Source organism: Bacillus oleivorans (assembly GCF_900207585.1).
Taxonomy (GTDB): domain Bacteria; phylum Bacillota; class Bacilli; order Bacillales; family JC228; genus Bacillus_BF; species Bacillus_BF oleivorans.
On record NZ_OAOP01000002.1, the window covers coordinates 289,605 to 313,998 of the forward strand.

A 24,394-nucleotide genomic window follows, 5' to 3' on the forward strand; every position below is an offset into this window, starting at 1 on the left:
GAGTGACCTAAGTGATGAATGAGCAGGATTATACAATCCTAGTTGTAGATGATGAAGAACGGATTCGCCGGTTGTTAAAAATGTACTTAGAAAGGGAAGGATTTAAGATTGAAGAAGCTCAAGATGGTGCCGAAGCTTTAAATAAGGCTTTTGCAACAGATTACGATTTAATTTTACTCGACTTAATGATGCCAGAGGTAGATGGAATTGAGGTAACCCGCCGTTTACGTGAAAAGAAATCTACACCGATTATCATGTTGACAGCGAAAGGGGAAGAAGCTAATAGAGTTCAAGGCTTTGAGGTCGGAACCGATGATTACATTGTAAAGCCATTTAGCCCGCGAGAAGTAGTTTTGCGTGTAAAAGCACTATTAAGACGCGCGTCTAAAACATCTTATTTAAATACAGAAACATCAGCCAAGAATGTAATCGTTTTCCCTCATCTAACGATTGATCACGATGCCCACCGGGTGACTGCTGATGGAATAGAAGTAAGCTTAACACCAAAAGAATATGAATTGCTATATTTTCTTGCGAAAACACCGGATAAAGTATATGACAGGGAGCATCTGTTAAAAGAAGTTTGGCAATATGAGTTTTTCGGGGATTTACGCACGGTGGACACCCATATTAAACGTTTGAGAGAAAAGTTAAGCAAAGTATCGGAGCAGGCAGCGAAAATGATTGTCACTGTTTGGGGAGTTGGATATAAATTCGAGGTCGGTACTGAATGATTTGGAAAAGTGTAGTCGGTAAGCTGTGGGCTACCATTCTCTTGCTTGTCGGCTTCGTACTATTTGTCTTAACGATGTTTCTGCTCCAGTTTTTTCAGCGATATCATGTTAATGAAATTGAAGATGATCTAAAAAGAACAGCTGCAAAAGTCTCGTTTATTATGGAGGAGCATGAAAATTTAGAGCTTGCCTTAGAAATTACGGGAGAGTTGGTCGATCAAGCCACAAGAGTAATCGTTTTCTTGGAAGAAGGAGACCAGTTTTATCTTCCTAATGACCGCAATGTGCATTTACCAGTTGATGTATTCACGGAAGATAATCTCTTACCCCGTATATTAGCTACAGGGGAAAGTGTAGAGCTTGAAATATCTCCCCCAGGTGAGGTTAATACCGATGAATATTCCCATGTAAAGGTAGTAGGAACTCCTTTTATTAAACCAGACGGAGAAAATGGGGTTGCCTTTATATATCAATCGTTAGAAGTAGTACGTGATACGGCTAACCAAACAACCAAATTAATCCTGCTTGCCGCTGGAATTGCCTTTGTTTTAACTACTATATTTGCCTTTTTCTTATCAACCAGAATCACAGCTCCTTTGCTAAAAATGAGAGAAGCTGCTTTTGAGGTAGCTCGGGAAAAGTTTGACACGAAGGTGCCAATCTTAACGAATGATGAAATCGGTGAGCTGGCTACAGCCTTTAACCAAATGGGCAAGCAATTAAAATATAATATGAGTGCCTTAAGGCAGGAAAAGGAGCAGCTTTCTAGTATATTGAGCAGTATGGCAGATGGGGTCATTACGTTAAATAGGGACGGAACCATTCTAATGACAAATCCTCCAGCTGAGAGATTTCTGCAATACTGGTATTACGACAAATCCAATACGCAAATCATTGATGGACTTCCAGCAAAGGTATATGACCTATTTCAATCAGCTGTGCTGACTGAACAAGAACAAACTGGGGAAATCTCTTTACAAATGCGAACATGGACGGTTATTGTGAGCCCGCTTTACAACCAAAGTTCTGTTCGCGGGGCAGTTGCAGTTGTTCGTGATATGACAGAAGAGCGAAAAATGGATAAGATACGAAAGGATTTTATTGCGAACGTTTCCCATGAGCTTAGAACTCCGATTTCCATGCTTCAGGGATATAGTGAAGCGATTGTCGATGACATTGCCAGTTCTGATGAAGAGAAAAAGGAAATTGCAAAAGTTATCTATGACGAGTCTCTTCGCATGGGCAGACTTGTAAACGATTTATTAGATCTGGCCAGCATAGAGGCTGGTCATATTACAGTTTATCATGAAACGCTTGAGCTTTATCATTATCTTGACCGTGTGTTAAAGAAGTTTTCTGGGATTGCAAAAGAAAAAGAGATTGTCCTTGAATTAAAAGGAATTGAAAAAGATGACACATTTGCATTTGACGAAGATAAGATCGAACAAGTTTTAACGAATTTAATAGATAATGCAATCCGGCATACTCCGGGCGGGGGAAAAGTACAGGTTCAAGGTAAAGTGATGGACAAGGGTCTTTTGCTTGAAGTAATGGATACCGGCTCAGGCATCCTGGAAGAAGATTTGCCTTTCGTATTCGAACGGTTTTATAAAGGTGACAAATCGAGAACAAGAGGAAGATCTGGTACCGGCTTAGGTTTATCCATTGCTAAAAATATTATTGATGCTCATGAAGGACATATTTCCGTTCAGAGCAAAGTTGGACAAGGAACGACGTTTTCTATTTTTATCCCTCGAAAAAGCAGAGAAAATGACAAGTGATGACGAAAGTTCTTGTTTCATGAGAAACAATAATTTCATTTTTTCTATACTTAAAACATTTTCAAAATCGTACTTTCAATTTTTACCATTAAAGTCTATAGTAAAGAGTGAAACTTTTTTCTATAAAATTCGACTAATATTATGAAAACGGGGAGGGGACGAAATGGACTCCGTTTTTCAACGCATCTATAAAGAATATCACCAAGATTTATTTCAATTTCTATATTATATGGTACAAAACAAAGAACATGCGGAAGACTTAGTCCAAGAGGTGTACATTCGGGTACTTAAGTCGTACGATCGCTTTGAAGGAAAAAGCAGTGAAAAAACATGGCTTTTTTCAATTGCCCGCAATGTCGCTATTGATTTTTTTAGGAAACAAAAAAGCTGGAAAAAGAGAATTTTAGATACGTTTGATTGGGGAGAAAATCAGATAAAGGATAAGGAACCGATACCAGAGGATGTCGCCGTTCAAAACGAGGAAATTAAGTTAATGTATGAATGTCTTCAAGAATGCTCGGTTGATCACAGGCTCGTCCTTGTCATGCGTTTTATTCAATCCTTGTCAATCGCCGAAACAGCACAAAGCCTGGGTTGGACAGAAAGCAAAGTAAAAACAACACAGCATCGGGCCGTTAAGGCATTGAAAAAAGCAATGGAAACTCGGTTGGTAAAGGAGGGAAAAGATGGTGAGCAATTCTTCTTGGGACGATAAAAAGATTGAAAATCTTTTAAAACAAATGCCCAAAGTAGAGGATTCCCGTAATCCAAGCGATATCTACTACAACGTCCAAAAACAATTACAAAAAGACAAGAGAAAATACTGGTATATTCCTACAGTGGCTGTGGCAGCTGTGCTTCTTTTATCGTTCATACTTTATCCAGCCATTTTTCCAAGCAACCAGGCCTCAGAAAGTGAATTCAATGCTGCGGAAGATGCAGCCTTTAAGGAAGAGAGTAATAGAGGTGCTGAACTATATGAATCGAAGGGTGATCTGGCAGAAGATTCTGGAGTAAACCAACAGGTTATAGAAGAAGCTGCTGGGGATAAGGATACTAGTGGAATTAGTTCAATACAGGCGATTCCTATTCAATCAGCCCTATATGCAGACCAAGTTGCAGACGGTGTGACTCCAATTACGTATGCTGTTCCGGATGAACAAGGGCAAAATGTCGTACCGGTTACCATTACTGTTCCGAATAATGAAGATGAAACCTGGTTGGAACAGTATCTAAATAATGTTCAAAGAATTCCTTTTGAAGAATTGGGCTTAAATAAAGACCTGCTTCCTCTGTCAGGTAACGTATCAATCGCCAGTGATAATGCTGCTATTCAAATCGATTTTCCTAAAGATCATCCATATGCAAACGGGTCCTTAATGAACCGGAGTCTTTTAGTTTCATTAGATTATACGTTGACTAATACTCCTTATAATAAAGTATTATTCAAAACAGACGGTACACCAGGGATTGATTTAGGTAATCTAGGTGTACAACCTGAGCAGCCAGTGATCAAGCAAACTAAACAGCCTTATTTTATTCTGCAAACCAAAGATGAAAGTGAAGCTCTGCTTACACCTTATATCGATGGATCATTCACCACAATTCAAGATGCCTTGGATGCGATGAAGGAAGAAATTGATACGCATTCTCTAAAAGGACCGCTGAAAAATTTTACAATTGTTTCGGTTACAGAGAATGGAACAGAATTAGTTGTGGATCTTGGCAAGATCCAAGTTGAAGAAACAGATGAGAATATGCTGGCATTTGAGGCGATTATGCTAACTGCTAAAAACTTCGGTTTCGAGACTGTTAATTTCAAACATTCAGTCCAACAAAGCTTTGCTTATTTTTCATTCAATACTAGTATTAAAGTGCCTGTAGCACCAAATTATTTAGAACAATATTCATATTTTGAACAACGCTGATTCAGATGAATCGGCGTTTTTTTAAGTTTTTAGAAGGAAAAATTTAATAAGGATAGAATTTCTAAGTAGACCGAAAATTTAGATAATTTTACAGTTTAATTACATTCACTCCCATTCAGACACATTCTGTTCTAATGAAGGACTTGTTTTCATATTTCTAGTAAAAAGACAAGTAAGGGGGGAAGAGCTATGAAGGACTATATAAAACGATTTTTAATAGTTGCCTTAATGGCTTTTTTCATCTCACTTTTATTCTTAGGCGGAACTACCAATGCAGCATCTGAACTTGACAAAGACGTATGGCTTTGGCCTGCTGATGGCGTTGTTTCTGACCATTTCGGGACAAGGAATGGCCAGCATTATGGAATAGACATCGCTGGAGAATGGAATTCAAATGTTTATGCTGTCTTCGAGGGAAGAGTTATTAAATCCTATTATTCTTATAGTTATGGAAATGTGATTTTTATTGAGCATCCAAATGGCTATGAAACAGTGTATGCCCATTTACATAAAAGATTAAAAGATGTTGGAGATTGGGTGAAAAGTGGTGAACTCATAGGAACAATGGGGACAACAGGCGGATCAAGCGGTGTTCATCTCCATTTCGAAGTACATTTCTCCGACTGGAATTTTGCTAAATCGAATGTGTTAAATCCAGACGTCATCTATGGCCCGATTCGAACTGGCCAAGAAACAACATTCCAGTCCCGATGGCTTTATGTACAAGAAATTTTACATAATCGAAAAGAAGAGAAATTATCAAAAGAAGGCTTATGGAAGAATCTTGATAAGGAAGAAAGCGTAATGGTATGGCTCGAAACAAGACCTGAGCCCTTTGCAGCTGAACGGGTTCAGTCGGCCCGGATGATTCCTATAAACACAGGAGTTATTCTGACTCAAGCCAAAAACCCTGATTCAGCAACGATTGATTTTTCAGGAGTCTTTTTGTTAGCCGGTTTACGTAAGCGAAGAAAAACGGATTTACATATATTCACACCGCTCATCAGCGAAGTTAAACGTAAATTGGTTTGTGCTGTGGTACCTCGTCCTTCATACAGGGTTTTCCCTGGTTATGGGAAAAGGCTGGCATGCATTCCAATTATGAAACAGAAACTATTATTCCTGCTCGCTTTATATAAGGCTCGGAGCCGAATACGGCAGCCTGGTTTTGAAGCAGCAAAACGTAATATATTCCTTCAGGTAAAGCAATCTGAATTGAAATTTCTAGCGCTTAAAAAATGTTTCGTTCCCTTTAATTCATGGAAAGATAAAATTCTTGAATTCAGGGTCATTATAAATGGAACATAAAAAGAAGTTTAAAATAATCATTGATACTTATTTCTTCACAAAATAAATGATTTCCATTAATATAAAAGAGGAAATATTAAAAAAATATAACGATCTATCTTCGGGGCAGGGTGAAATTCCCGACCGGCGGTGATAAGCATTTGCTTTCAGCCCGTGACCCGTTTGGATGTATCATCTAAACGGTGGATTTGGTGAAATTCCAAAGCCGACAGTATAGTCTGGATGGGAGAAGATGGAGGTTTCGAAAAGCGTTCAAGCTTTAAAATTGAACGTTTATTTGAGCTTTCATAAAAGGGCTAGTTCTAAATGAACCATGTCTCCCCTGATTCCTTTGATTTTGAACCCTGCAAAGTTCAATAGAAGTCAAGGATAGGCGAAGATTAAGTTGTTTAGGGTTGCCCTTTTACTATGCTCGGTATTCGAAATCCTTCTTTTTCTTGAGGTAGGTCTACTTCTGGGAGGAAGAAGAAATGAGAGGTTTAAAGATTCAAAAGATGGCTGGAATTGGGGTGTTAGCAAGTATTGCTTATATTTTAATGCTGCTAAACTTTCCGCTGCCGGGTTTTCCCCCGTATTTAAAAATTGATTTTAGTGATCTTCCAGCTTTGCTTGCCACCCTTTTAATGGGTCCTTTAGCCGGGATCTTAGTAGAATTTATTAAATGTGGTTTAGATTACATCATTACAGGCAGTGAAACAGCCATTCCAATCGGTCAGCTGGCTAATTTTATAGCGGGTGTCATGCTGATTTTGCCAACTTACTTCATTTATCAGAAGATGAAATCAAAATTGGGTTTGTCGGTTGGCTTAGTTTCCGGAACGTTAATGATGACATTAGTGATGAGTCTGTTAAATTACTTTGTACTATTGCCAGCCTATACAATATTATTAAATTTCCCTGCCATGTCATCTTCAGAAATGAAATCTATGATCACCGTGGCTATAATTCCGTTCAATTTAATAAAAGGACTTGTAGTAACGGCTGTATTTTTAATTATTTTTACACGATTACAAGACTGGATCCAAAAACAAAGTTTAAGTATGTAAAAATAATTCCTGAGCAAAAATAGCTTAGGGTTCTGAAACATCTACAGTTAAATCTGCTCCTAAAATACGAAAGAGACAGCACGAAGCTGTCTCTTTTATTAAACGCATTTCTTATTTATTCAAACTTAGTTGGGTCCCCATCGAATGGTTCGTCGGCGACTTTGATTGAATCTGTAGGACATCCCTCAAAAGCATCCATCATATCATCCAGTAAAATATCTGGGACTTCTACGACTCCAGCGTTGTCATCAAGGGTCACATACGCGATTCCTTCATCGTCGTAATCATAAATATCTGGAGCAGCTGCGCCGCATGCGCCGCAGGCAATACATGTTTCTTTATCTACGATTGTATATTTTGCCACTATAATCCCTCCCGCAATCAACTCTGTAACTATGTCTATGTGATTAACAATATCTTTGTAAGACATGAACCTGCTCATGTTTTATTTTATAGGTGAAATCAAGACTTTTCAATAAAAAAAGTTTGTTCCCCGTCCTCGTAACACCTTTCCAAGGCACGATATCTGTTTCTTTTCCACTCTGCTCAGATGAAATCATGATACAATGGGTGTAAGAATGACATACGTTAATAAGGTGATTTGATTGGTTCTATCCACATATTTTAAAGGACTATTGCTTTATTGTTTAAATAACATACAGGGGGAGCGTTCTAGCTACGCTGTATACCATATTTTAAAAGGGAAGAAATCTTCCCAAACGATTCAGGACTGCAGACTATTTCAGTTAGAATCTCTGTTTAACTGCTATCGTTCCCTAAAAAGAGGGGAATTAGACAACCGCATTGAACAGCTTATTGAGTCCAATGAAATCGAACCCGTGCAAATTGATAAGAACCATTTTGTCCTGACTCCATATGGCAGGGATTCATTAGAAAGATGGGAAACGTCACAAGGCTTGCCTCCACATCTTAATGGGGCCAGTTATTCACAGTATGAAGAAATTTTTTGGAAAAGGCTATCGTTAGGATTTCAGGTATTATCTAACTCAGCACATGAATGCAGACAATATATCCCGATTACAAGGGATGAACAGATTTTATTCTGGGTAAAAAAATGGTTAAATCACCACACTTCTAGTTCATCAACGATTAATCAATTTTATCAGGAGCTGTATGAATTACTGAATCAGCTAGACGACCTGCAAGCATCTATCTTTGTACATAAATTAACGGGTTACAAAAAAATTGGCAAAACGATTGATCAGCTCAGTGAAATCTTGAATATCGATTCCATATATGGTCATCTTTCCTTTGTAAGCACCTTACATTATCTAATTGGAAACATTATAAAGAAAAAACAAAAATACCCAATCCTGTTTAGTTTCATTTCTGATTTAGCAGAGGGACCTTCTTTTACGGTTTCTACATCCAAAACATATTTACTTTTGCAAAAGGGCTATTCCATTGAGGAAATTGCCTTGGTAAGACAGCTTAAACAGAATACGATTGAGGACCATATTGTTGAAATTGCTTTATTAGATAAAAACTTCTCAATTTCGTCTTTTATTTCACCTGAGCTCGAAGAAAAAATTAATAGAACGGCTCTACAATTGGATACTAAAAAATTGAAACTTCTGAAGGACAAGCATCCTGAAGCTAGTTATTTCCAAATACGCCTTGTTTTAGCAAGACAAGGGAGGGTTACGAGTGGATCTTGAGAAAAAGCTAAAGGAATATTTTGGCTTCACAAGCTTTAGAAAAGGTCAAAAAGAGGTAATTGAATCAGTCCTCAACGGATTTGATACGTTGGCAGTTTTACCAACAGGAACTGGAAAATCTCTTTGCTACCAGCTTGCTGGCTATATAATAGGCGGCCCTGTTATCATCGTTTCACCCCTCTTATCTTTAATGCAGGATCAGGTGGAATCGATTCGATATCGAGGAGAAAAAAGAGTGGCAGCCTATAATTCATTTCTTTCAAGGGCTGAAAAACAAGAGTTCTGGAGGAGAATTGACCAGTACCGCTTTATTTTTTTCTCTCCCGAGATGATCACATCAGAGTATGTAAAAGCGGAGCTTGCGAAACTATCTGTTTCGTTACTGGTTATTGATGAAGCCCATTGTATTTCACAATGGGGGTACGATTTCCGTCCAGATTATCTGCAGCTTGGTGAAGTAAGAGAAGCACTCGGTCATCCATCGGTTTTGGCTCTTACGGCGACCGCAACTCCAGAAGTACAACTTGATATAAAACAGAAATTACTCTTTAAAGCAAAACAAAATACTTTTAATGCAGGTGTAAACCGTCCTAATTTACTTTTTGCTGTTGAGAATGTGTCAAGTATTCAAGAAAAATTTGAGTATATTCTTTCTCTAGCCGATCGGCTGCCCAAGCCAGGAATCATTTATTTTTCTAGCAAGAGATTAGCGGAGGAAGTTTGTGCGTGGCTAAAAGGAAATGGACATGAAAAAACTAGTTTTTATCATGCTGATGTAGAGTCTGATGATCGGATTTTGATTCAGCAGCAGTTTTTAGACAATCAGCTTGATATCATTTGTGCCACAAGCGCTTTTGGAATGGGAGTAAATAAAGAAGATGTCAGGTTTGTTATTCATTTCCAGCCCCCTCTTCAGCTTGAATCATTTGTTCAGGAAATAGGCAGGGCTGGAAGAGACGGAAATGAGAGCTATTGTATTTTGTTGCATGCTCCTCTTGATGAACAGCTGCAGTTGCAGCTAATTGATTACGAATTGCCAGCGGAAAATCAGGTTTATTATTTTTTTGAATGCTTAAAGGCAGGAAAAGATCCGAAAACAATCATACAGGATAATATTCTTAATGAAACCCATGTGAGGATATTATATTTTCTATATCAAAATATCCAGTATAATGATAGCAATGAAGCGGTTCTGAAGATCGTAAATTGGCTGGAGCAAAGAAGAATTCTTAAAACTGAGAAAGCAAAATCGATGATGAAATTTATTGACACTAATCAGTGTAGAAGAGAGTTTATGATCCGTTATTTTAAAGAGGATTTCGTTACCAGACAGGAAGTCTGCTGTGATAATTGCGGCTGGTCTATTTTGTCTATTCCAGCCCCTCAGCCTAAACAAAATAACACTAGTGATTTATTTGACTGGAAAGCAGAATTAGCATTGATGTTAGGTCAGCGGGAAGGATCACTCATGAAATGAAAAAACAATCGGAAATTATTAAATCCTTGACGGATCGGCAGCTGCTGATAAATTTATATGCAACACAATTAATCATCCTAGTTATTACAATTATTCTTTCATTTGTTTTTTTCGGGGACTTATCTACTCTTTTTTTATTGATTAAATGGAACGATGGTGCTGCTTATCTCATTGGTTTTATCGCTGGTTTATTGGTAGTAGGACTGGATGTGCTAATGGCCAGGCTGCTTCCGCCACAATTTTTTGATGATGGCGGCATAAATGAAAGAATATTTCTAAAGCGCCACCCGCTCCATATTCTGTTCCTGGCAGTCATTATTGGTGTAAGTGAAGAACTGCTTTTTCGGGGAATTCTCCAAAATACATTAGGCTGGTTTTGGGCAAGCCTTATATTTGCTTTGATTCATTTTCGTTATTTAAGTCATTGGTATTTATCACTGAACATTACCCTTTTAAGTTTATTCATTGGATATGTTTACATTCTTTCCGAAAATTTAATTGCACCGATCATTTTACATATTACGGTTGATTTCTTGCTGGGTTTATTTTTAAAGATCCAAAAAAAAGTGAAAAAGAAGGTGTCACGAACATTGGAAATGGAACATAGACAGCCAGATAACGTTGGAAAGCCAGGGGCCCTTCCTCCAAGAAGTCTTGTTCATAAAAATAAAAGAAAAAATAAAAAGGCAAAGGTTAAGGTGAAAGAGCAGCAAATGGATGACCAGCAAACGGACCAGCAAGAGGTGCCTAAGAAGAGGATACTTAAATATCCATTAATCCGCCTTTTAGCTTTTCTTTTTATCTTATTGCCGCTTACAATCATTTATTTTTATGCTTATTGGATGAGTGAAAGAAACATAGATAATCCGGCTTCGCAAGAAACATATTTTGAGCCGATTCAATTGGATGGATCTAACAATAAATAACAAAGGCTCCAGGATTCATACTCCAGCGGACGGGCTCATATATTTTTGAGAGAGTATCCGAATGTAAGGAGGAGAAGAATGGAGCCTTCAATTCTAAAAATTGGCGATTGGACGGATCAGGCGACCAAACAGCTGCTCCAGTTAGCCGTTAATAAAAAAAGGAAGTTTGATAAATTTAAAAGGTATCACTTATTATCAGTTTGGTGTACGGTGATTTCTGCTTTTCTCTTCCTTTACTATGTAAATAATACTGTAATCGAACCTTATTCCGATTCTTTTCAACTAATGATATCAGCGTTTGTTGATCACCCCTATCACTTATATATGGTGTTGATTGTAGGCGGGTCATTTGGCGGAATGAACGTGTTAAGGAAGAAAAGGTCAAAAGCGGAGGATGAGTATCACGAACTGAGAAGAGAAATCGTTGATCGGAGCAAAGACTTGTGGAAACATGAAGAGGCCTGGCGAAAACGCCATCTCGTTTTAGATATGATGAAAAAAGAATTTAATATTAATCTATACCATGAAACAAAATAACAAGCCTAATAAAATAGGCTTTTTTATTTTAAAGAAAATTTAGAATAAATTAATTTTGTTTTGGAAGGAAAAAATTTCATTTTTGTTGAATACATACTGTTATTAAAGACGAAAGAGGTGAAAAACTGTGTTTGTTAAAAGTATTATGCTGCCTAAGCATAAGTGTTTTACAATTTCAAAGGATGAAACATTACAAACAGCTTTAGAAAGATTAGAGGAAAATGGGGTAGATGGGTTACCTGTATTAGATGGCAATAAATATGTGGGCATTATCACTAGATATTCAATTTATTCGAATTTCTTCACATCTAATCAGGCAAAAGAAGTATTTTTGTCCGAGACAGCCGCAGAAGAGGTAGCAACTCATCAAAATCAATATTTAGAAGGAAATGAGATTTTTGAGCACACCTTATTAGCACTTAAAGATTTTCCTTTGTTAGCAGTCGTTGATGCTGAGAAAAACTTTTTAGGCATTGTAACTCGGTTTGATGTTCTCGAACAATTCCAAAGTGCATTTGGAATGAAGCGAAAAGGTGTGAGAATTGCCTTTACCTCTGTTGAAACAGAGGGCAGGATTGCACGTTTGTCAGAAATCGCAAAACAATTTCATGAATCCATTATCTCTCTTGTTACGTTTGATGAAACAGATAAGCTTGTCAGAAGAATCGTTATGAAAATCGAAAAGAAGGATAATATCGATAAATTTATACAAAAGCTTGAGGATTCTGGATTTCGCGTATTAGATATTGACGAAGACAATTGAAATATAAGGAAACTTTACCAACTCCTCTCATACATATAAGTTATGGGAGGAATTTTTATGCTTTCATTAATTATAAAAGGCCTTGTTACTTTCTTCTCCGCCTATGTTTTTATCCTCTTATTTCCAGCCCCGACTCCATTTCGGATTGAAGAATTTATCGGGGAATGTATATTAAATCCTGCCGAATTTTTAGCCTCTATGCTTTCATTTTTATTTGGTTTCCTATGCCTTGGAAATCTGATTACAGAAATAATAACCATGTTTCGGCACAAAGCCCAAAAGAGAAGAAATGAGATGATTATTCCGCTTATCTCAATTGTCTCTATATCGGTCTTATTTCAATTCGGATTTTGGCAAATTGTGATTTTTTACGGCTTTGGAATTTTCTATGGTATGATGTCGTTAAGAGAAAAGACTGTTCATGGAGGATAAAGATAGATGCTCTCCTTTTTTATCATCGTCTTGGTTTCGGCAATCCTATTGGTTCTATATATGGTTAGAGAAGGTTTTGCTACACGGGTAAAGAGACATACCCTTGAATTTACGGATTTTCCGCAAGGACAACAAATGCGGATCTTTTTTATTTCCGATATTCATAAAAGGAACATCAATGATAAATTACTTGCCTTAATCAATGAAAAAGTTGATGCAGTTGTAGTTGGCGGGGACCTGACCGAACGGGGGGTACCATTTCACAAGGTAGAAAAAAATATAAAAGAACTGAAAAAATTGGGACCTGTTTATTTTGTTTGGGGAAATAATGACTACGAAGTTGATCATAAAATATTAGATGCCTTACTTCTGCATTTAGGCGTCACCATTTTAGACAACCGGGCGGTTCAATTAGAATTTGAAACCGGGGAAAGGGTTTTTATGCTAGGAATAGATGATATGAACGGCCGTAAAGACCGATTAGATGCGGCTCTTCAAGATGCTGAAACCCTTGGTGAAGGATTTCGTATTTTAGTCAGCCACAATCCCCGGATCTTGTATAAAATATCCGAACAAGATAAGATTCGCTTGATTTTAAGCGGGCATACGCATGGAGGGCAAATAAGACTGTTTGGCTGGGGTCTTTACAAAAAGGGAAGAATTTTTGAAAAAAATGGAGTGATACAGCTGATTAGTAACGGCTATGGCACAACGAAAATCCCATTGCGTTTAGGGGCTAAATCTGAAACTCATATAATAACACTAAAACAGTCTGAATGAGATTCATGATAATTATAAAACGAGACAATGTACCATCTTCCAATCTGTTCATACACTGTGTTAGAAGTCCGGTTTGGTTGGGAGGCTTCCTTTATGCAGATTGAACAGCTTAGTACAAGACAGTTTAGGATTTTTATATCAAAAGAAGAACTTGAAGAAAGAGAGATATCTTGTGAAGAACTTGATAATTCTCGGGACGACTGGCACGACCATTTTTATGAACTGCTAGAGGACGCATGTGATTCGTTAGGTGTTGAAACGTCTCACCATGTTTCCGTTGAGTTATATTCATTACAGCCACATGGCATCTTTTTAATGATTACGCTTTTGGATGAAGCGATTGTTGTAGAAGAATCTTGTTTAACAAGCAGAGTTCTTCAATTTCAAAACTTTGACGATGTGGTTGATTTAGCGAGGAGATTTCCGGACGCTATTAGTGTAAAATCAGCGCTTTATCATATGGATCAGTACTATTGGATTGTCCTTCACACTGAAAATACGGACTTATATTCACTTGCATGCGAATATGGCGAGCCAATGAAAATAACACCGTATGTATTAGAAGAATACGGGAAAAGGATCATGCGTGAAGAGGCGATTCAAAAACTTAAATATTGGTTTTGTTAAACAAAAAATGGGCTCGCTATTCAGCGAGTTTTTCTTTTAATGGAATGATGAAAAATGGGTGGGAAAAGTAGAATTCAACTAGATGTTTTCTCGGATTGCCTTGAAACCATGTAATTTGTTCTTGCATAAAAATATTGAAGGTGTATACTAGGTCTTGATGGAAAGATTTCCTCATTTCAGATTATTATCATAGTGAATTCTTTAGGAGGATTACAAATGGTAGCCGACAAAGCTAACAAAAATACAGAGAACGAAGATAAACTGGATGTTCTAAAATCCACGCAAACAGTTATTCATCAGGCATTAGAAAAGTTAGGTTATCCAGAAGAAGTGTATGAGCTTTTAAAGGAGCCTTTACGGATGTTGACTGTTAAAATTCCGGTACGGATGGATGACGGTTCGGTTAAAGTTTTTACTGGCTACCGCGCCCAACATAATGATGCTGTTGGGCCAACGAAAGGCGGAATTAGATTTCATCCAGAAGTTACAGAAAACGAAGTGAAAGCGCTCTCTATTTGGATGAGCTTAAAATGTGGAATTGTAGATTTACCATACGGTGGGGGTAAAGGCGGAATTATTTGTGACCCAAGAGAAATGTCTTTCCGTGAGCTAGAAAAATTAAGCCGCGGTTATGTAAGAGCTGTTAGTCAGATTGTTGGTCCAAACAAGGATATTCCTGCACCAGATGTATTTACAAATTCTCAGATAATGGCATGGATGATGGACGAGTATAGCCGGATTGATGAATTCAATAATCCAGGTTTTATAACAGGAAAGCCGCTCGTACTTGGAGGATCACATGGCCGGGAATCAGCTACTGCAAAAGGTGTTACTATTTGTATTAATGAAGCGGCAAAGAAAAAGGGAATTAACCTTCAGGGTGCCAGAGTAGTGGTTCAAGGCTTTGGGAATGCTGGCAGCTTTTTATCTAAATTTATGCATGACGCTGGTGCAAAAGTTATTGGGATATCGGATGCTTATGGTGCACTGTACGATCCAAATGGATTAGACATCGATTATCTGCTCGATCGTCGTGATAGTTTCGGTACAGTAACCAAGCTCTTTAAAAATACGATTACCAATAAAGAACTTCTTGAACTAGATTGTGATATATTAGTACCAGCAGCCATTGAAAACCAAATTACAGAAGAAAATGCCCATAATATAAAAGCAAAAATAGTAGTGGAAGCTGCAAATGGTCCAACCACACTAGAAGCTACTAAAATTCTGACTGAAAGAGGAATTCTTCTTGTCCCAGACGTATTGGCGTCTGCCGGAGGAGTAACCGTATCTTATTTTGAGTGGGTACAAAATAATCAGGGATATTATTGGTCTGAAGAAGAAGTAGAAGAAAAATTAGAAAAAGTCATGGTCCGGTCATTTAACAATGTATATGATACTGCCCAAACCCGAAGAGTGGATATGAGATTGTCTGCCTACATGGTAGGAGTCCGTAAAATGGCGGAAGCCAGCCGTTTCCGTGGCTGGATTTAATAATAACTATAACAGCGTATAATTTGAAACATGTTCATAATTCCCCTATCATAAAAAGGTAGGGGTTTTTTTCATTTAAGAAACATGCAGAGCTGGGCAATTTTAGCCTAGGCTTTTAGGAGTGAACTTTTGTGGAACGTGAAAAAATCATGATTGTCGGTGGAGGTCCATGTGGTTTAGCAGCTGCGATTGCATTACAAGAAAAGGGATACGATCCGCTTGTAATAGAAAAAGGAAATGTGGTAAATGCCATTTATAACTATCCGACACACCAAACTTTTTTCTCATCTAGTGAAAAATTAGAAATTGGCGGTGTACCTTTTATAATTGAAGGTCATAAACCAAAACGGAATCAGGCGTTAGCTTATTATAGAGAAGTCGTGAAAAGAAAAAATCCGCGAATCAATACCTTTGAAAAAGTGCTTCATGTAACAAAAGACAGTGCACGGTTTATAGTCAAAACAAATAAAAGAGAGTATCTGACCGAATATGTGGTAATTGCAACTGGTTATTATGACCACCCCAATTATATGGGTGTACCAGGTGAAGACCTTCCAAAGGTTTTCCATTATTTCAAAGAAGCCCATCCTTACTTTAATACAGATGTTGTTGTAATTGGCGGGAAAAATTCAAGTGTTGATGCAAGCTTAGAATTAGTTAAATCGGGTGCCCGCGTTACTGTTTTATATAGAGGACATCAGTATTCACCAAGTATAAAGCCTTGGATTCTGCCGGAATTTGACGCTCAAATCAGGAATGGGCAAATTAACATGGTATTTAATGCTCATGTGGAAGAAATTACGGAAACGACGGTGAAGTATCGGGTAAATGATGAATCTTTTATTATTAAAAACGACTTTGTATTCGCGATGACAGGCTACCACCCAGATCATAGTTTTTTAGCAAAAATGGGAGTTACGAATGAACCTGATACAGGAAGACCAAGCTTTAACGAAGAAACGATGGAAACGAATGTGAACGGAATATTTATAGCCGGGGTCATTGCAGCCGGCAATAATGCAAATGAAATTTTTATTGAAAATGGCCGTTTCCACGGGGAGCGAATCGCAGAAACTATTATGAGCAGAGATAATAAAATTTAAATTACGGTGAAAACAAAGAGACAGTCTCACGGTTCCGACTAACCGGAGGCTGTCTCTTTATGGTTTGTTATGCTATAGGATTAAATATTAATTCCAATTGATTATGATCCCAATCATCGAGGGCTTCAAGAACTGCTAAGAGCTTGATTCGCGCTTTTTGTCCATTAAGCCCGTTCGCAAAAATAACTCCTAAATCTCTTAGCTGTTTTCCGCCTCCTTCGTATCCATATACGGGATCAGCTGTCCCGTTAAAGCACCGGGAAACAATAACAATTGGAATATTTTTTGACAATAGATATTTAATGCCTTCTACAGCCTGAGGCGGAATATTACCTTGTCCTAAAGCCTCTAATACGACACCATCATATTCGGCATGACTAAGGGCAAATAAAAGCGTAGAGTCAAATCCTGCATGAACTTTTAATAAAGCAACTTTTTTATCGGCAGACTGGACTTCAAACGTTTCTCTAAAATTAGGGGTGTGGTGAAAAATAACACCGCGTTTTGAAACGATTCCGAGCGGCCCATATTGAGGGCTTTGGAACGTCGACACATTGGAGGCATGGGTTTTAGTGACATTAAGGGCCGAATGAATCTCATCATTTAATACAACAAGGACTCCTTTTCCTCTTGCACTCTCACAGGAAGCAGTCCGAATAGCTGAAATTAAATTATATAAACCATCAGAGCCGATTTCATTTATCGATCTCATTGCTCCTGTTAGAACAATGGGGATCTCTGTTTTTACTGTTAAATCCAAAAAGTAGGCTGTTTCTTCTAATGTATCGGTTCCATGGGTGATGACGACCCCATCTATATTTTCCTGTTCGATCGTTTCCTCAATTATATTTTTTAAAATAAGCATTTCCTTAGCTGTTATATGAGGAGATGGCAGCTGAAAAGGCTCATTGATTGTAAAGTTTCCAAGTCCTTCTAATAGAGAGGTATGTTCAAGCAACGGATTCGTATCTCCCTGAATAACCGTACCGCTCTTTATATCTTCCCTCATCGATATGGTTCCGCCAGTATGAAGCAAAAGTATATTTTTATTCAATGAGAAGACTCCTCCCGATGGAAAATAGTAAAAATGTCTTATCATGTTCCAATTTTAATGATACGATTAAATAAAACAATTGAAAAGGGGTCAACCTATGTTGGTCATTATGTCAGCTGGGATTGCACCTGGTTTGGCATTACTTAGTTATTTTTATTTAAAAGATGAATTCGATTCCGAGCCGCTCCATTTAGTATTTAGAACGTTTTTATTTGGGGCTCTGCTCGTTTTTCCTATTATGTTTGTTCAATATGTTTTTTCGGTTGAGCAAGTTATGGTTTCAAATCTGGCCAATGCATTTTTATCGAGTGCTTTACTGGAAGAGTTTTTTAAATGGTTTATTTTATTTCAAACTATTTATTTGCATAGTGAATTTGATGAGCCTTATGATGGCATTGTGTATGGAACAAGCATTTCACTTGGATTTGCAACCCTAGAAAATATCCTTTATTTAATTGGAAATGGTGTGGAATTCGCACTTGGCAGAGCTTTACTCCCAGTCTCGAGTCATGCTCTATTTGGTGTGTTAATGGGATATTACTTGGGGAAGGGAAAATTTTCCCATGATAGAAAAAGAGCCGTATCCTTATTATATGCGCTTTAATCGTTCCTTTAATTTTACATGGATTTTATGATTATATCCTGCTTACATTTGATAAATGGATCCTTTGGATTGTACCATTTATGACGTTCCTATGGTGGCTTGGATTAAAAAAGGTAAAGAGAGCAAGGAAAATGACAGAGGTTCATTTTCTGCAAAAACAAATATCTTCATAAAATCAACTCAAGCTAGAGTTTGGAGTCAGACTTAACCTTATTGGACATTTTTAGAAGGATAAGGGGTCTGGCTCCTTTTTATTTGTTGAATAAAAAGTGCCATTTTACAAAAAATAGGCTTAATGCTAAACCATAACAACGGAGGGTATATGCATGAAGCGAAATTTAGTAATGGTTAAATTGGTAGCGATTATCGTGATTTGTATAAGCTCATTTAGTTCCTATCAGGGCGAAGAACAGGCTCGAGCGTTTTCAAATCAGGTCATTCAACACGGTGCGGTTGGTGACGATGTTATCGAACTACAAAGTAGATTGCAATATTTAGGTTTCTATAATGGCAAAATTGATGGTGTGTTTGGCTGGGGAACATATTGGGCCTTAAGAAATTTCCAATATGAATTTGGATTAGAGGTTGATGGTCTTGCTGGTGCAGAAACGAAGCAAAAACTAGCTAATGCTTCCAGATATAATGAGGAATTTGTAAAGCGAAACATTAGACAAGGGAAAGATTTTACTCATTATGGAAATACTCCTTTGGAACAACAGCAGGCTCCTGCCAGAAATCAAGGTGGCGGTGGCGGCGGCGGACAAGCGGCTCCAGAACAAACACCTGCCGCTCCAACTGCCGTGAATACACCAGCCGGGTTTTCTCAAAATGATATCCAACTGATGGCCAACGCTGTTTATGGTGAAGCAAGAGGAGAACCATACGAGGGACAGGTGGCAGTTGCTGCAGTTATATTGAATCGGATTCAAAGTTCTACTTTCCCGAATACTGCATCTGGGGTTATTTTTGAACCTGGTGCGTTTACTGCCGTGGCAGATGGACAAATTTGGCTGACTCCAAACGAACGAGCGAAAGAGGCAGTCCTAGATGCAATTAACGGATGGGACCCAACAGGAGAAGCCTTATACTATTTTAATCCGGACACTGCGACGAGTTCTTGGATATGGGGAAGACCACAAATTAAACGAATAGGAAAACATATTTTCTGTAAATGAGGTGATTGGATTGATTCGTGGAATTATTATTGGGGTCTTAACAGTAGCAGTCATAGGTACGGCTTACTGGGGATACCAAGAACATCAAGAAAAGAACGCTATATTAATTAATGCAGAAAACAATTACCAAAGAGCTTTCCATGAATTAACGTATGATGTCGATTTATTGCATGATAAAATTGGAACCACTCTGGCTATGAATAGCAGGAACTCAATATCTCCGGCGTTAGCTGAGGTGTGGAGGGTTACATCCGAAGCTCACAATGAGGTTGGACATCTGCCGCTGACGTTACTCCCATTCAATAAAACAGAAGAATTTTTAGCAAAGATCGGGGATTTTAGCTATAAAACAGCCGTTAGGGACTTAGAAAAAGAACCTTTGACAGAAGAAGAATATCAAACGCTTCAAAGTCTATACGAACAGTCAGCGGATATTCAAAATGAATTACGAAAAGTTCAGCATTTAGTATTAGAAAATAATCTGCGCTGGATGGATGTTGAACTGGCTTTAGCCAACAATGATGAGCCATCAGATAATACCATTATAGATGGATTTAAAACTGTAGAAAATAAAGTAGAAGGATATTCAGAAACTAATCTTGCTGAAGTGACAAATGGACCTTTAAGAGACTTTTCTCATTTAGAGGGAAAAGAAATAACGAAGGACGAAGCATTAAAAAAGGCGAAGGAATTTATTACAATTAAAAACAATCAAGATGTTCGAATAACGGAAAACGGTGAAGGATCTGACTATGGGTTTTATTCCATCACAGTCCGTAATGGCAAAACCCAAGCCAATTTAGATATAACAAAGGTGGGCGGACATCCGCTATATCTCTTGCAAAATCGTGAAATTAAAAGGCAAAACCTCAGTTTGAATGAAGGTTATAATAAAGGAGCCCAATTTTTAAATAAACATGGTTTCGAAAATATGACTTTGTTTGAAAGCGCCCAGTACGACAATACAGGTGTATACGTATTTGTATCTGAGGAAAATGGAGTCAGAATATATCCAGATGCAATCCGGATGAAGGTAGCATTAGATGATGGAAGCATCCTGGCTTTCTCAGCTGAAGATTATTTAAGCTTCCATAAACAAAGAGATATTCCAGAACCAGCCATTTCAGCTGAAGATGCAAAATCTAAATTAAATCCGAACCTACAAGTTATGGATCAAAATGTGGCTCTAATTGTCAACGACGTGAATGAAGAGGTCCTATGCTACGAATTTTTAGGGACCATTAATAATGATACTTACCGGATTTATATCAATGCTGAAAATGGTGACGAGGAAAAAGTTGAAAAACTTCAAAATGCAGAGCCAATTTACGAAGGACTAGTCTAAATAGAACTGGCAGCAAACAGCTGCCAATCAGGCTGTCGAAAAACTTTCGATAGCCTTTTATTTTATTCACTTTCTTTAATGGTTAACTGCGTTAATTTGTTATATATTTTTGATATATAGGCTTTTCAACAAGTCTGTTGATTGGAGCTCCAGGTGCTTCGCTTTCCGCGGGCTTGCCGGGTAGCCTCCTCGGCTCTTTATGCGCCTGAGGGGTCTCCCCTGCCCCCGTACTCCCACTTTCCACTGCTACTTGATAAAAATACATTTTTCATTCGTGAAAAATTTTTCTGATTCAGATCACAACTACTGATATCGTGAGGCAGTGGAAATGAGTCTTCGCGCCTTCCGCTCCAATCAACAGGTGTATTCAATAAAGACCTTCAACTCACAATTAATAATAAAAATAAGTGATGAATTCAATGTTTAAGCCAAAAGAGTCTAGCCAAAGTGAATATGAATTTGTTTTTATTGATGAAATAGTTCCAGACGACCACCTTCTTCGCTTGATTGAGAAATATATTGATTTCTCGTTTCTTCTTGAAAAAGTTAGTTCTTTTTTAGTGAGGATAATGGCTGCCCATCTGAGCTTCGCTGACTCAAAAAAGCTGCATGGGCTTCGCTACTGCCGGTTACGGGGATTGAAGAATGCAAGTGAACAGGTTTTCCTTACTGCAGCCTGCCAAAATATAAAAAGGATTGCAACACACCTAGTAAGTTTAGAAAAAGTGTCTTGCAATCCTTTAGGTTGATTGTCTCCCTGTTGATTGGAGCGGAGGGCACTCGACTCATTTCCACTGCCTTATTAAAATCTATATTGTAGCAGTGGAAAGTGGGATAGAGAGGTCACGGGAGACCCCGCAGGCGCCAAAGCGCCGAGGAGGCTCTCGGACCTCCCCGCGGAAAGCGAGTGCCCGGAGCGGAAATCAACATGCCCGATAGCAGACACAATCAATTAATAAAAAATCGGTCATTTAGATTTAGACAAAAAAAAATTGCCGAGAAAAATACCCTTTCTCGACAATCTGACTGGCAGCAAACAGCTGCCAGTTTTCTTACGTTTATTCATAATGTAGCTGAAACTTTTGGTTCTAGCAAATTTTATCAATTCATGTAATAATGAAGAAAAAGCCTAGATTTGTACATAAACGAAGTATAGAAGAAAAAGCAGGTGTTGGATCTTTGTTTAAATTGGGGAGTCAGCTTAAATTATCACAAACAAAAGATAATCACACAGAGGAATTCCAATGTGCCATCATGGATTATAGTGAAAATGAAGTAATCGTAGATATTCCAGTTCATGTGGAAAGGGATATACGCTTTGATGCAAGTGTAAACACAGAATATCAGGCTAAATACATAAACGATGAAGGACAGCTTTTTTTATTTGAAGTGACAGTAGCGGGGAGAAAGGCTGATCAAATACCGCTCATCATTTTAAGTCATTCGGGGAAAAAGGATTTTGTTAAGATTGAACAACGCCAGTTTCTTCGGGTAGATACTAAATTGGATGTTGCGATTCACCCTATCGAAAATGAATTTCCTCCCTTTACCGCTTTAACGAAGGATATTAGTGCAGGCGGAGCAGCCATTTATATCCCAAAAGATGTGTTTTTTTATAAAGGGATGGAGATTGATTGTTGGCTGGTACTGCATATGCAATCCGGCCAAATCCAATATTTAAAGCTCAGAAGTGAAGTCGTTCTTGTCCGTGAAGATTATAATAAAAAATCTTCATTAATATCTGTCAGTTTTCGTCATAAACACGAACAAGAAAAGCAATTATTAATTCGCTATTGTTTTGAAAGACAGCTTGTTTTAAAGAAGAAAATCTATTAAAAATAACAATGTGTTTGTATAAATCCCTTTTCCTTGTTCCCATAATAGAATAAATGGGAGGTATCGTGATGAAACGTGGAGAAGGGATTCTAATCAAGCTAATTATTATTCAAGCCATTGCACTTTTATTTTTTCAGATTATATTTCATTATTCAGATGCGTTTCCAGAATTAAAGCGGCTTACCATGTATGAAGGGGTAAGTAAAGATAACTTCACAAAAGTAATCGAAACATTTAAACTTCCTTAAAGCAGGTCATTGCCTGCTTTCTTTTATGGTAATATGAAGGTTGCAAGATGGAAAAAAGTTTTCGAGGTGTATTGTAAATGGGAAAAGAAAAAATTTCAATTGCAATTGATGGTCCGGCTGCCGCTGGTAAAAGTACAGTAGCTAAAAGAATCGCAAAAGAGCTGTCTTATATCTATATTGATACGGGTGCGATGTATCGAACGTTAACATATAAAGCTCTTAGGAACGATATAAATATAGAAGATGAGGCACAATTAGTGGAGCTTTTAAACGATACCAACATTGAATTAACTCAACAGACTGTCTTAATGGACGGTGAAGACGTCACCAATCAGATTAGGGGCAACGATGTAACCCGTAATGTTTCTGCTGTATCCAAGCATAGAGGGGTCCGTGAAGAAATGGTGCGGAGACAGCAAGCATTGGGACGTCAGGGCGGGGTTGTAATGGACGGGCGTGACATTGGTACTTATGTTCTCCCTCATGCTGAGGTGAAGATTTTTTTATTAGCGAGTGTCGAGAAAAGAGCCCAAAGGAGACACGCTGAAAATCTTCAAAAAAATATTCCTTCCGATTTAGAAAAATTAAAACAAGAAATTGCCTTCCGCGATAAACTGGATTCAGAAAGAGAAGTTGCCCCCCTTCAAAAGGCGAAAGATGCGATTGAGTTAGATACAACCAATATGACGATTGAAGAGGTGGTTTCCAAAATATTGATGATCGTAAAAGAAAGGATCGATTAGACTGTGAGTTTTTATCATTTTGCAAAAACACTAGTTGCAGTATTATTATTTCCAGCCTATAGAATTCAAGTTATTGGTAAAGAAAATATTCCTAAAGAAGGCGGAGTTCTGCTTTGCAGCAATCATATTAGTAATTTAGACCCCCCTGTAGTAGGAATTACATGCCCGCGCCCGATTTCGTTTATGGCCAAAGCCGAATTATTTAATTCGCCGCTTTTCGGAAAGATATTAAAAAAAGTTCATGCATTTCCTGTTAAGCGTGGCATGAGTGACAGGGAAGCTTTAAGGATGGGATTAAAATCTTTAAAAGATGGACATGTTTTAGGGCTATTTCCTGAAGGGACCCGCAGTAAAACAGGGGAATTAGGAAAAGGATTAGCAGGGGCCGGCTTTTTCGCGATGCGAACCGATGCTAAAGTGGTTCCTTGTGCAATAATAGGTGATTATAAATTTTGGGGAAGAATTAAAGTTATCTATGGGAAGCCAATTGATTTTGAAGAAATGCGGGAAAAAAAGGTTTCTGCTGAAGAGGCAACCGACCATATTATGAGTGCGATCAAGTCGTTGTTAGATACATACAAACAGGGAAGTAACGCTTGACAAAAAATAAAAATTATTAGAAGTTATTGTAAAGGGAAAAATCTGAAAGTATTGACGATACTTTTATGTATACTGGCATCTTCTTTTAGACTATAAACGCTCTAGAGAGTTTTAGTATGTTCTGATAAAGAACATATGTTATATTGTTAATGTGGAGCAGTCAGGTTAAGGAGG

The 24,394-nt window shown here is 37.9% G+C and carries 24 protein-coding genes, 2 pseudogenes and 1 riboswitch; of the genes and pseudogenes, 24 read left to right on the forward strand and 2 right to left on the reverse strand.

The genetic code is table 11. From position 1 onward, the window contains the following. The first annotated feature begins 14 nt into the window (after positions 1-14). The 6 genes from CRO56_RS04920 (at position 15) to CRO56_RS04945 (ending at position 6,797) form a co-directional block, all read left to right on the forward strand. Complete coding sequence (locus tag CRO56_RS04920; RefSeq protein ID WP_142305194.1) at positions 15-734, forward strand: response regulator transcription factor; 720 nt, start codon at positions 15-17, stop codon at positions 732-734. After that, on the forward strand, positions 731-2,515 hold the full coding sequence (locus CRO56_RS04925; RefSeq protein WP_097157501.1) for an ATP-binding protein: 1,785 nt from the start codon (positions 731-733) through the stop codon (positions 2,513-2,515). The genes CRO56_RS04920 and CRO56_RS04925 overlap by 4 nt, the downstream gene beginning before the upstream one ends. A 163-nt stretch (positions 2,516-2,678) precedes the next feature. Then, positions 2,679-3,230: an RNA polymerase sigma factor SigX gene (sigX, locus tag CRO56_RS04930; RefSeq protein ID WP_097157502.1), complete on the forward strand. Its 552-nt coding sequence runs from the start codon at positions 2,679-2,681 to the stop codon at positions 3,228-3,230. Beyond that, the gene (locus tag CRO56_RS04935) at positions 3,202-4,443 is read left to right on the forward strand and encodes a hypothetical protein (protein WP_097157503.1); all 1,242 of its coding nucleotides are present in this window, start codon (positions 3,202-3,204) and stop codon (positions 4,441-4,443) included. The genes sigX and CRO56_RS04935 overlap by 29 nt, the downstream gene beginning before the upstream one ends. A 189-nt stretch (positions 4,444-4,632) precedes the next feature. Then, positions 4,633-5,751 carry a M23 family metallopeptidase gene (locus CRO56_RS04940; RefSeq protein WP_097157504.1) on the forward strand — a complete coding sequence of 373 codons (1,119 nt, stop codon included), beginning with the start codon at positions 4,633-4,635 and terminating at the stop codon, positions 5,749-5,751. A gap of 92 nt (positions 5,752-5,843) precedes the next feature. Beyond that, positions 5,844-5,989: riboswitch (FMN riboswitch) on the forward strand. A gap of 232 nt (positions 5,990-6,221) precedes the next feature. Further along, the gene (locus CRO56_RS04945) at positions 6,222-6,797 is read left to right on the forward strand and encodes an ECF transporter S component (RefSeq protein WP_097157505.1); all 576 of its coding nucleotides are present in this window, start codon (positions 6,222-6,224) and stop codon (positions 6,795-6,797) included. Between the two features lie 115 nt (positions 6,798-6,912). Here CRO56_RS04945 and CRO56_RS04950 read toward each other — a convergent pair whose 3' ends face one another. Then, the gene (locus tag CRO56_RS04950; RefSeq protein ID WP_097157506.1) at positions 6,913-7,161 is read right to left on the reverse strand and encodes a ferredoxin; all 249 of its coding nucleotides are present in this window, start codon (positions 7,159-7,161) and stop codon (positions 6,913-6,915) included. Between the two features lie 241 nt (positions 7,162-7,402). Here CRO56_RS04950 and CRO56_RS04955 point away from each other — a divergent pair, with 241 nt between their 5' ends. The 10 genes from CRO56_RS04955 to CRO56_RS05000 all read left to right on the forward strand — a co-directional run bounded on the left by CRO56_RS04955 (position 7,403) and on the right by CRO56_RS05000 (position 16,615). Continuing rightward, positions 7,403-8,476: a YpbB family protein gene (locus CRO56_RS04955; RefSeq protein WP_097157507.1), complete on the forward strand. Its 1,074-nt coding sequence runs from the start codon at positions 7,403-7,405 to the stop codon at positions 8,474-8,476. Then, positions 8,466-9,953 carry a RecQ family ATP-dependent DNA helicase gene (locus CRO56_RS04960; protein WP_097157508.1) on the forward strand — a complete coding sequence of 496 codons (1,488 nt, stop codon included), beginning with the start codon at positions 8,466-8,468 and terminating at the stop codon, positions 9,951-9,953. The genes CRO56_RS04955 and CRO56_RS04960 overlap by 11 nt, the downstream gene beginning before the upstream one ends. Next, positions 9,950-10,879, forward strand: a complete 930-nt coding sequence (locus CRO56_RS04965; protein ID WP_097157509.1) for a CPBP family intramembrane glutamic endopeptidase — start codon at positions 9,950-9,952, stop codon at positions 10,877-10,879. Before CRO56_RS04960 ends, CRO56_RS04965 begins: the two co-directional genes overlap by 4 nt. Positions 10,880-10,957: 78 nt before the next feature. Then, complete coding sequence (locus CRO56_RS04970; RefSeq protein WP_097157510.1) at positions 10,958-11,416, forward strand: YpbF family protein; 459 nt, start codon at positions 10,958-10,960, stop codon at positions 11,414-11,416. A 127-nt stretch (positions 11,417-11,543) separates the two neighbouring features. After that, positions 11,544-12,179 (forward strand): CBS domain-containing protein, encoded by a 636-nt coding sequence (locus tag CRO56_RS04975; RefSeq protein WP_097157511.1) that lies wholly within the window; start codon positions 11,544-11,546, stop codon positions 12,177-12,179. A gap of 57 nt (positions 12,180-12,236) precedes the next feature. Next, positions 12,237-12,611 (forward strand): hypothetical protein, encoded by a 375-nt coding sequence (locus CRO56_RS04980; protein WP_097157512.1) that lies wholly within the window; start codon positions 12,237-12,239, stop codon positions 12,609-12,611. A 6-nt stretch (positions 12,612-12,617) separates the two neighbouring features. Continuing rightward, positions 12,618-13,391, forward strand: a complete 774-nt coding sequence (locus CRO56_RS04985; RefSeq protein WP_097157513.1) for a metallophosphoesterase — start codon at positions 12,618-12,620, stop codon at positions 13,389-13,391. A gap of 93 nt (positions 13,392-13,484) precedes the next feature. Beyond that, the gene (locus CRO56_RS04990; protein WP_179714175.1) at positions 13,485-14,018 is read left to right on the forward strand and encodes an adaptor protein MecA; all 534 of its coding nucleotides are present in this window, start codon (positions 13,485-13,487) and stop codon (positions 14,016-14,018) included. A gap of 216 nt (positions 14,019-14,234) precedes the next feature. Then, complete coding sequence (locus CRO56_RS04995; RefSeq protein WP_097157515.1) at positions 14,235-15,512, forward strand: Glu/Leu/Phe/Val family dehydrogenase; 1,278 nt, start codon at positions 14,235-14,237, stop codon at positions 15,510-15,512. Positions 15,513-15,661: 149 nt separating this feature from the next. Next, positions 15,662-16,615: a YpdA family putative bacillithiol disulfide reductase gene (locus CRO56_RS05000; protein ID WP_425427181.1), complete on the forward strand. Its 954-nt coding sequence runs from the start codon at positions 15,662-15,664 to the stop codon at positions 16,613-16,615. 67 nt (positions 16,616-16,682) lie between these two features. Here CRO56_RS05000 and CRO56_RS05005 read toward each other — a convergent pair whose 3' ends face one another. After that, a complete protein-coding gene (locus CRO56_RS05005) occupies positions 16,683-17,669 on the reverse strand; it encodes an asparaginase (RefSeq protein WP_281257281.1) in 987 nt (328 codons plus the stop codon). 97 nt (positions 17,670-17,766) lie between these two features. Here CRO56_RS05005 and prsW point away from each other — a divergent pair. The 8 genes and pseudogenes from prsW (at position 17,767) to CRO56_RS05050 (ending at position 24,220) form a co-directional block, all read left to right on the forward strand. Further along, a pseudogene (gene prsW, locus CRO56_RS05010) lies at positions 17,767-18,446 on the forward strand (glutamic-type intramembrane protease PrsW). A 153-nt stretch (positions 18,447-18,599) separates the two neighbouring features. Then, a complete protein-coding gene (gene sleB / locus CRO56_RS05015; protein ID WP_097157518.1) occupies positions 18,600-19,448 on the forward strand; it encodes a spore cortex-lytic enzyme in 849 nt (282 codons plus the stop codon). Positions 19,449-19,458: 10 nt separating this feature from the next. After that, positions 19,459-20,793: a germination protein YpeB gene (gene ypeB / locus CRO56_RS05020; protein ID WP_097157519.1), complete on the forward strand. Its 1,335-nt coding sequence runs from the start codon at positions 19,459-19,461 to the stop codon at positions 20,791-20,793. Between the two features lie 584 nt (positions 20,794-21,377). Further along, positions 21,378-21,542: pseudogene (locus tag CRO56_RS05025) on the forward strand (transposase); the annotation flags it as partial. Between the two features lie 430 nt (positions 21,543-21,972). Next, on the forward strand, positions 21,973-22,629 hold the full coding sequence (locus tag CRO56_RS05035) for a flagellar brake protein (RefSeq protein ID WP_179714176.1): 657 nt from the start codon (positions 21,973-21,975) through the stop codon (positions 22,627-22,629). Positions 22,630-22,697: 68 nt separating this feature from the next. Further along, complete coding sequence (locus tag CRO56_RS05040; protein WP_097157522.1) at positions 22,698-22,877, forward strand: YpfB family protein; 180 nt, start codon at positions 22,698-22,700, stop codon at positions 22,875-22,877. A 77-nt stretch (positions 22,878-22,954) separates the two neighbouring features. Further along, positions 22,955-23,620: a (d)CMP kinase gene (gene cmk, locus CRO56_RS05045; RefSeq protein ID WP_097157523.1), complete on the forward strand. Its 666-nt coding sequence runs from the start codon at positions 22,955-22,957 to the stop codon at positions 23,618-23,620. Positions 23,621-23,623: 3 nt separating this feature from the next. After that, on the forward strand, positions 23,624-24,220 hold the full coding sequence (locus CRO56_RS05050; RefSeq protein WP_097157524.1) for a lysophospholipid acyltransferase family protein: 597 nt from the start codon (positions 23,624-23,626) through the stop codon (positions 24,218-24,220). Positions 24,221-24,394 lie beyond the last annotated feature (174 nt).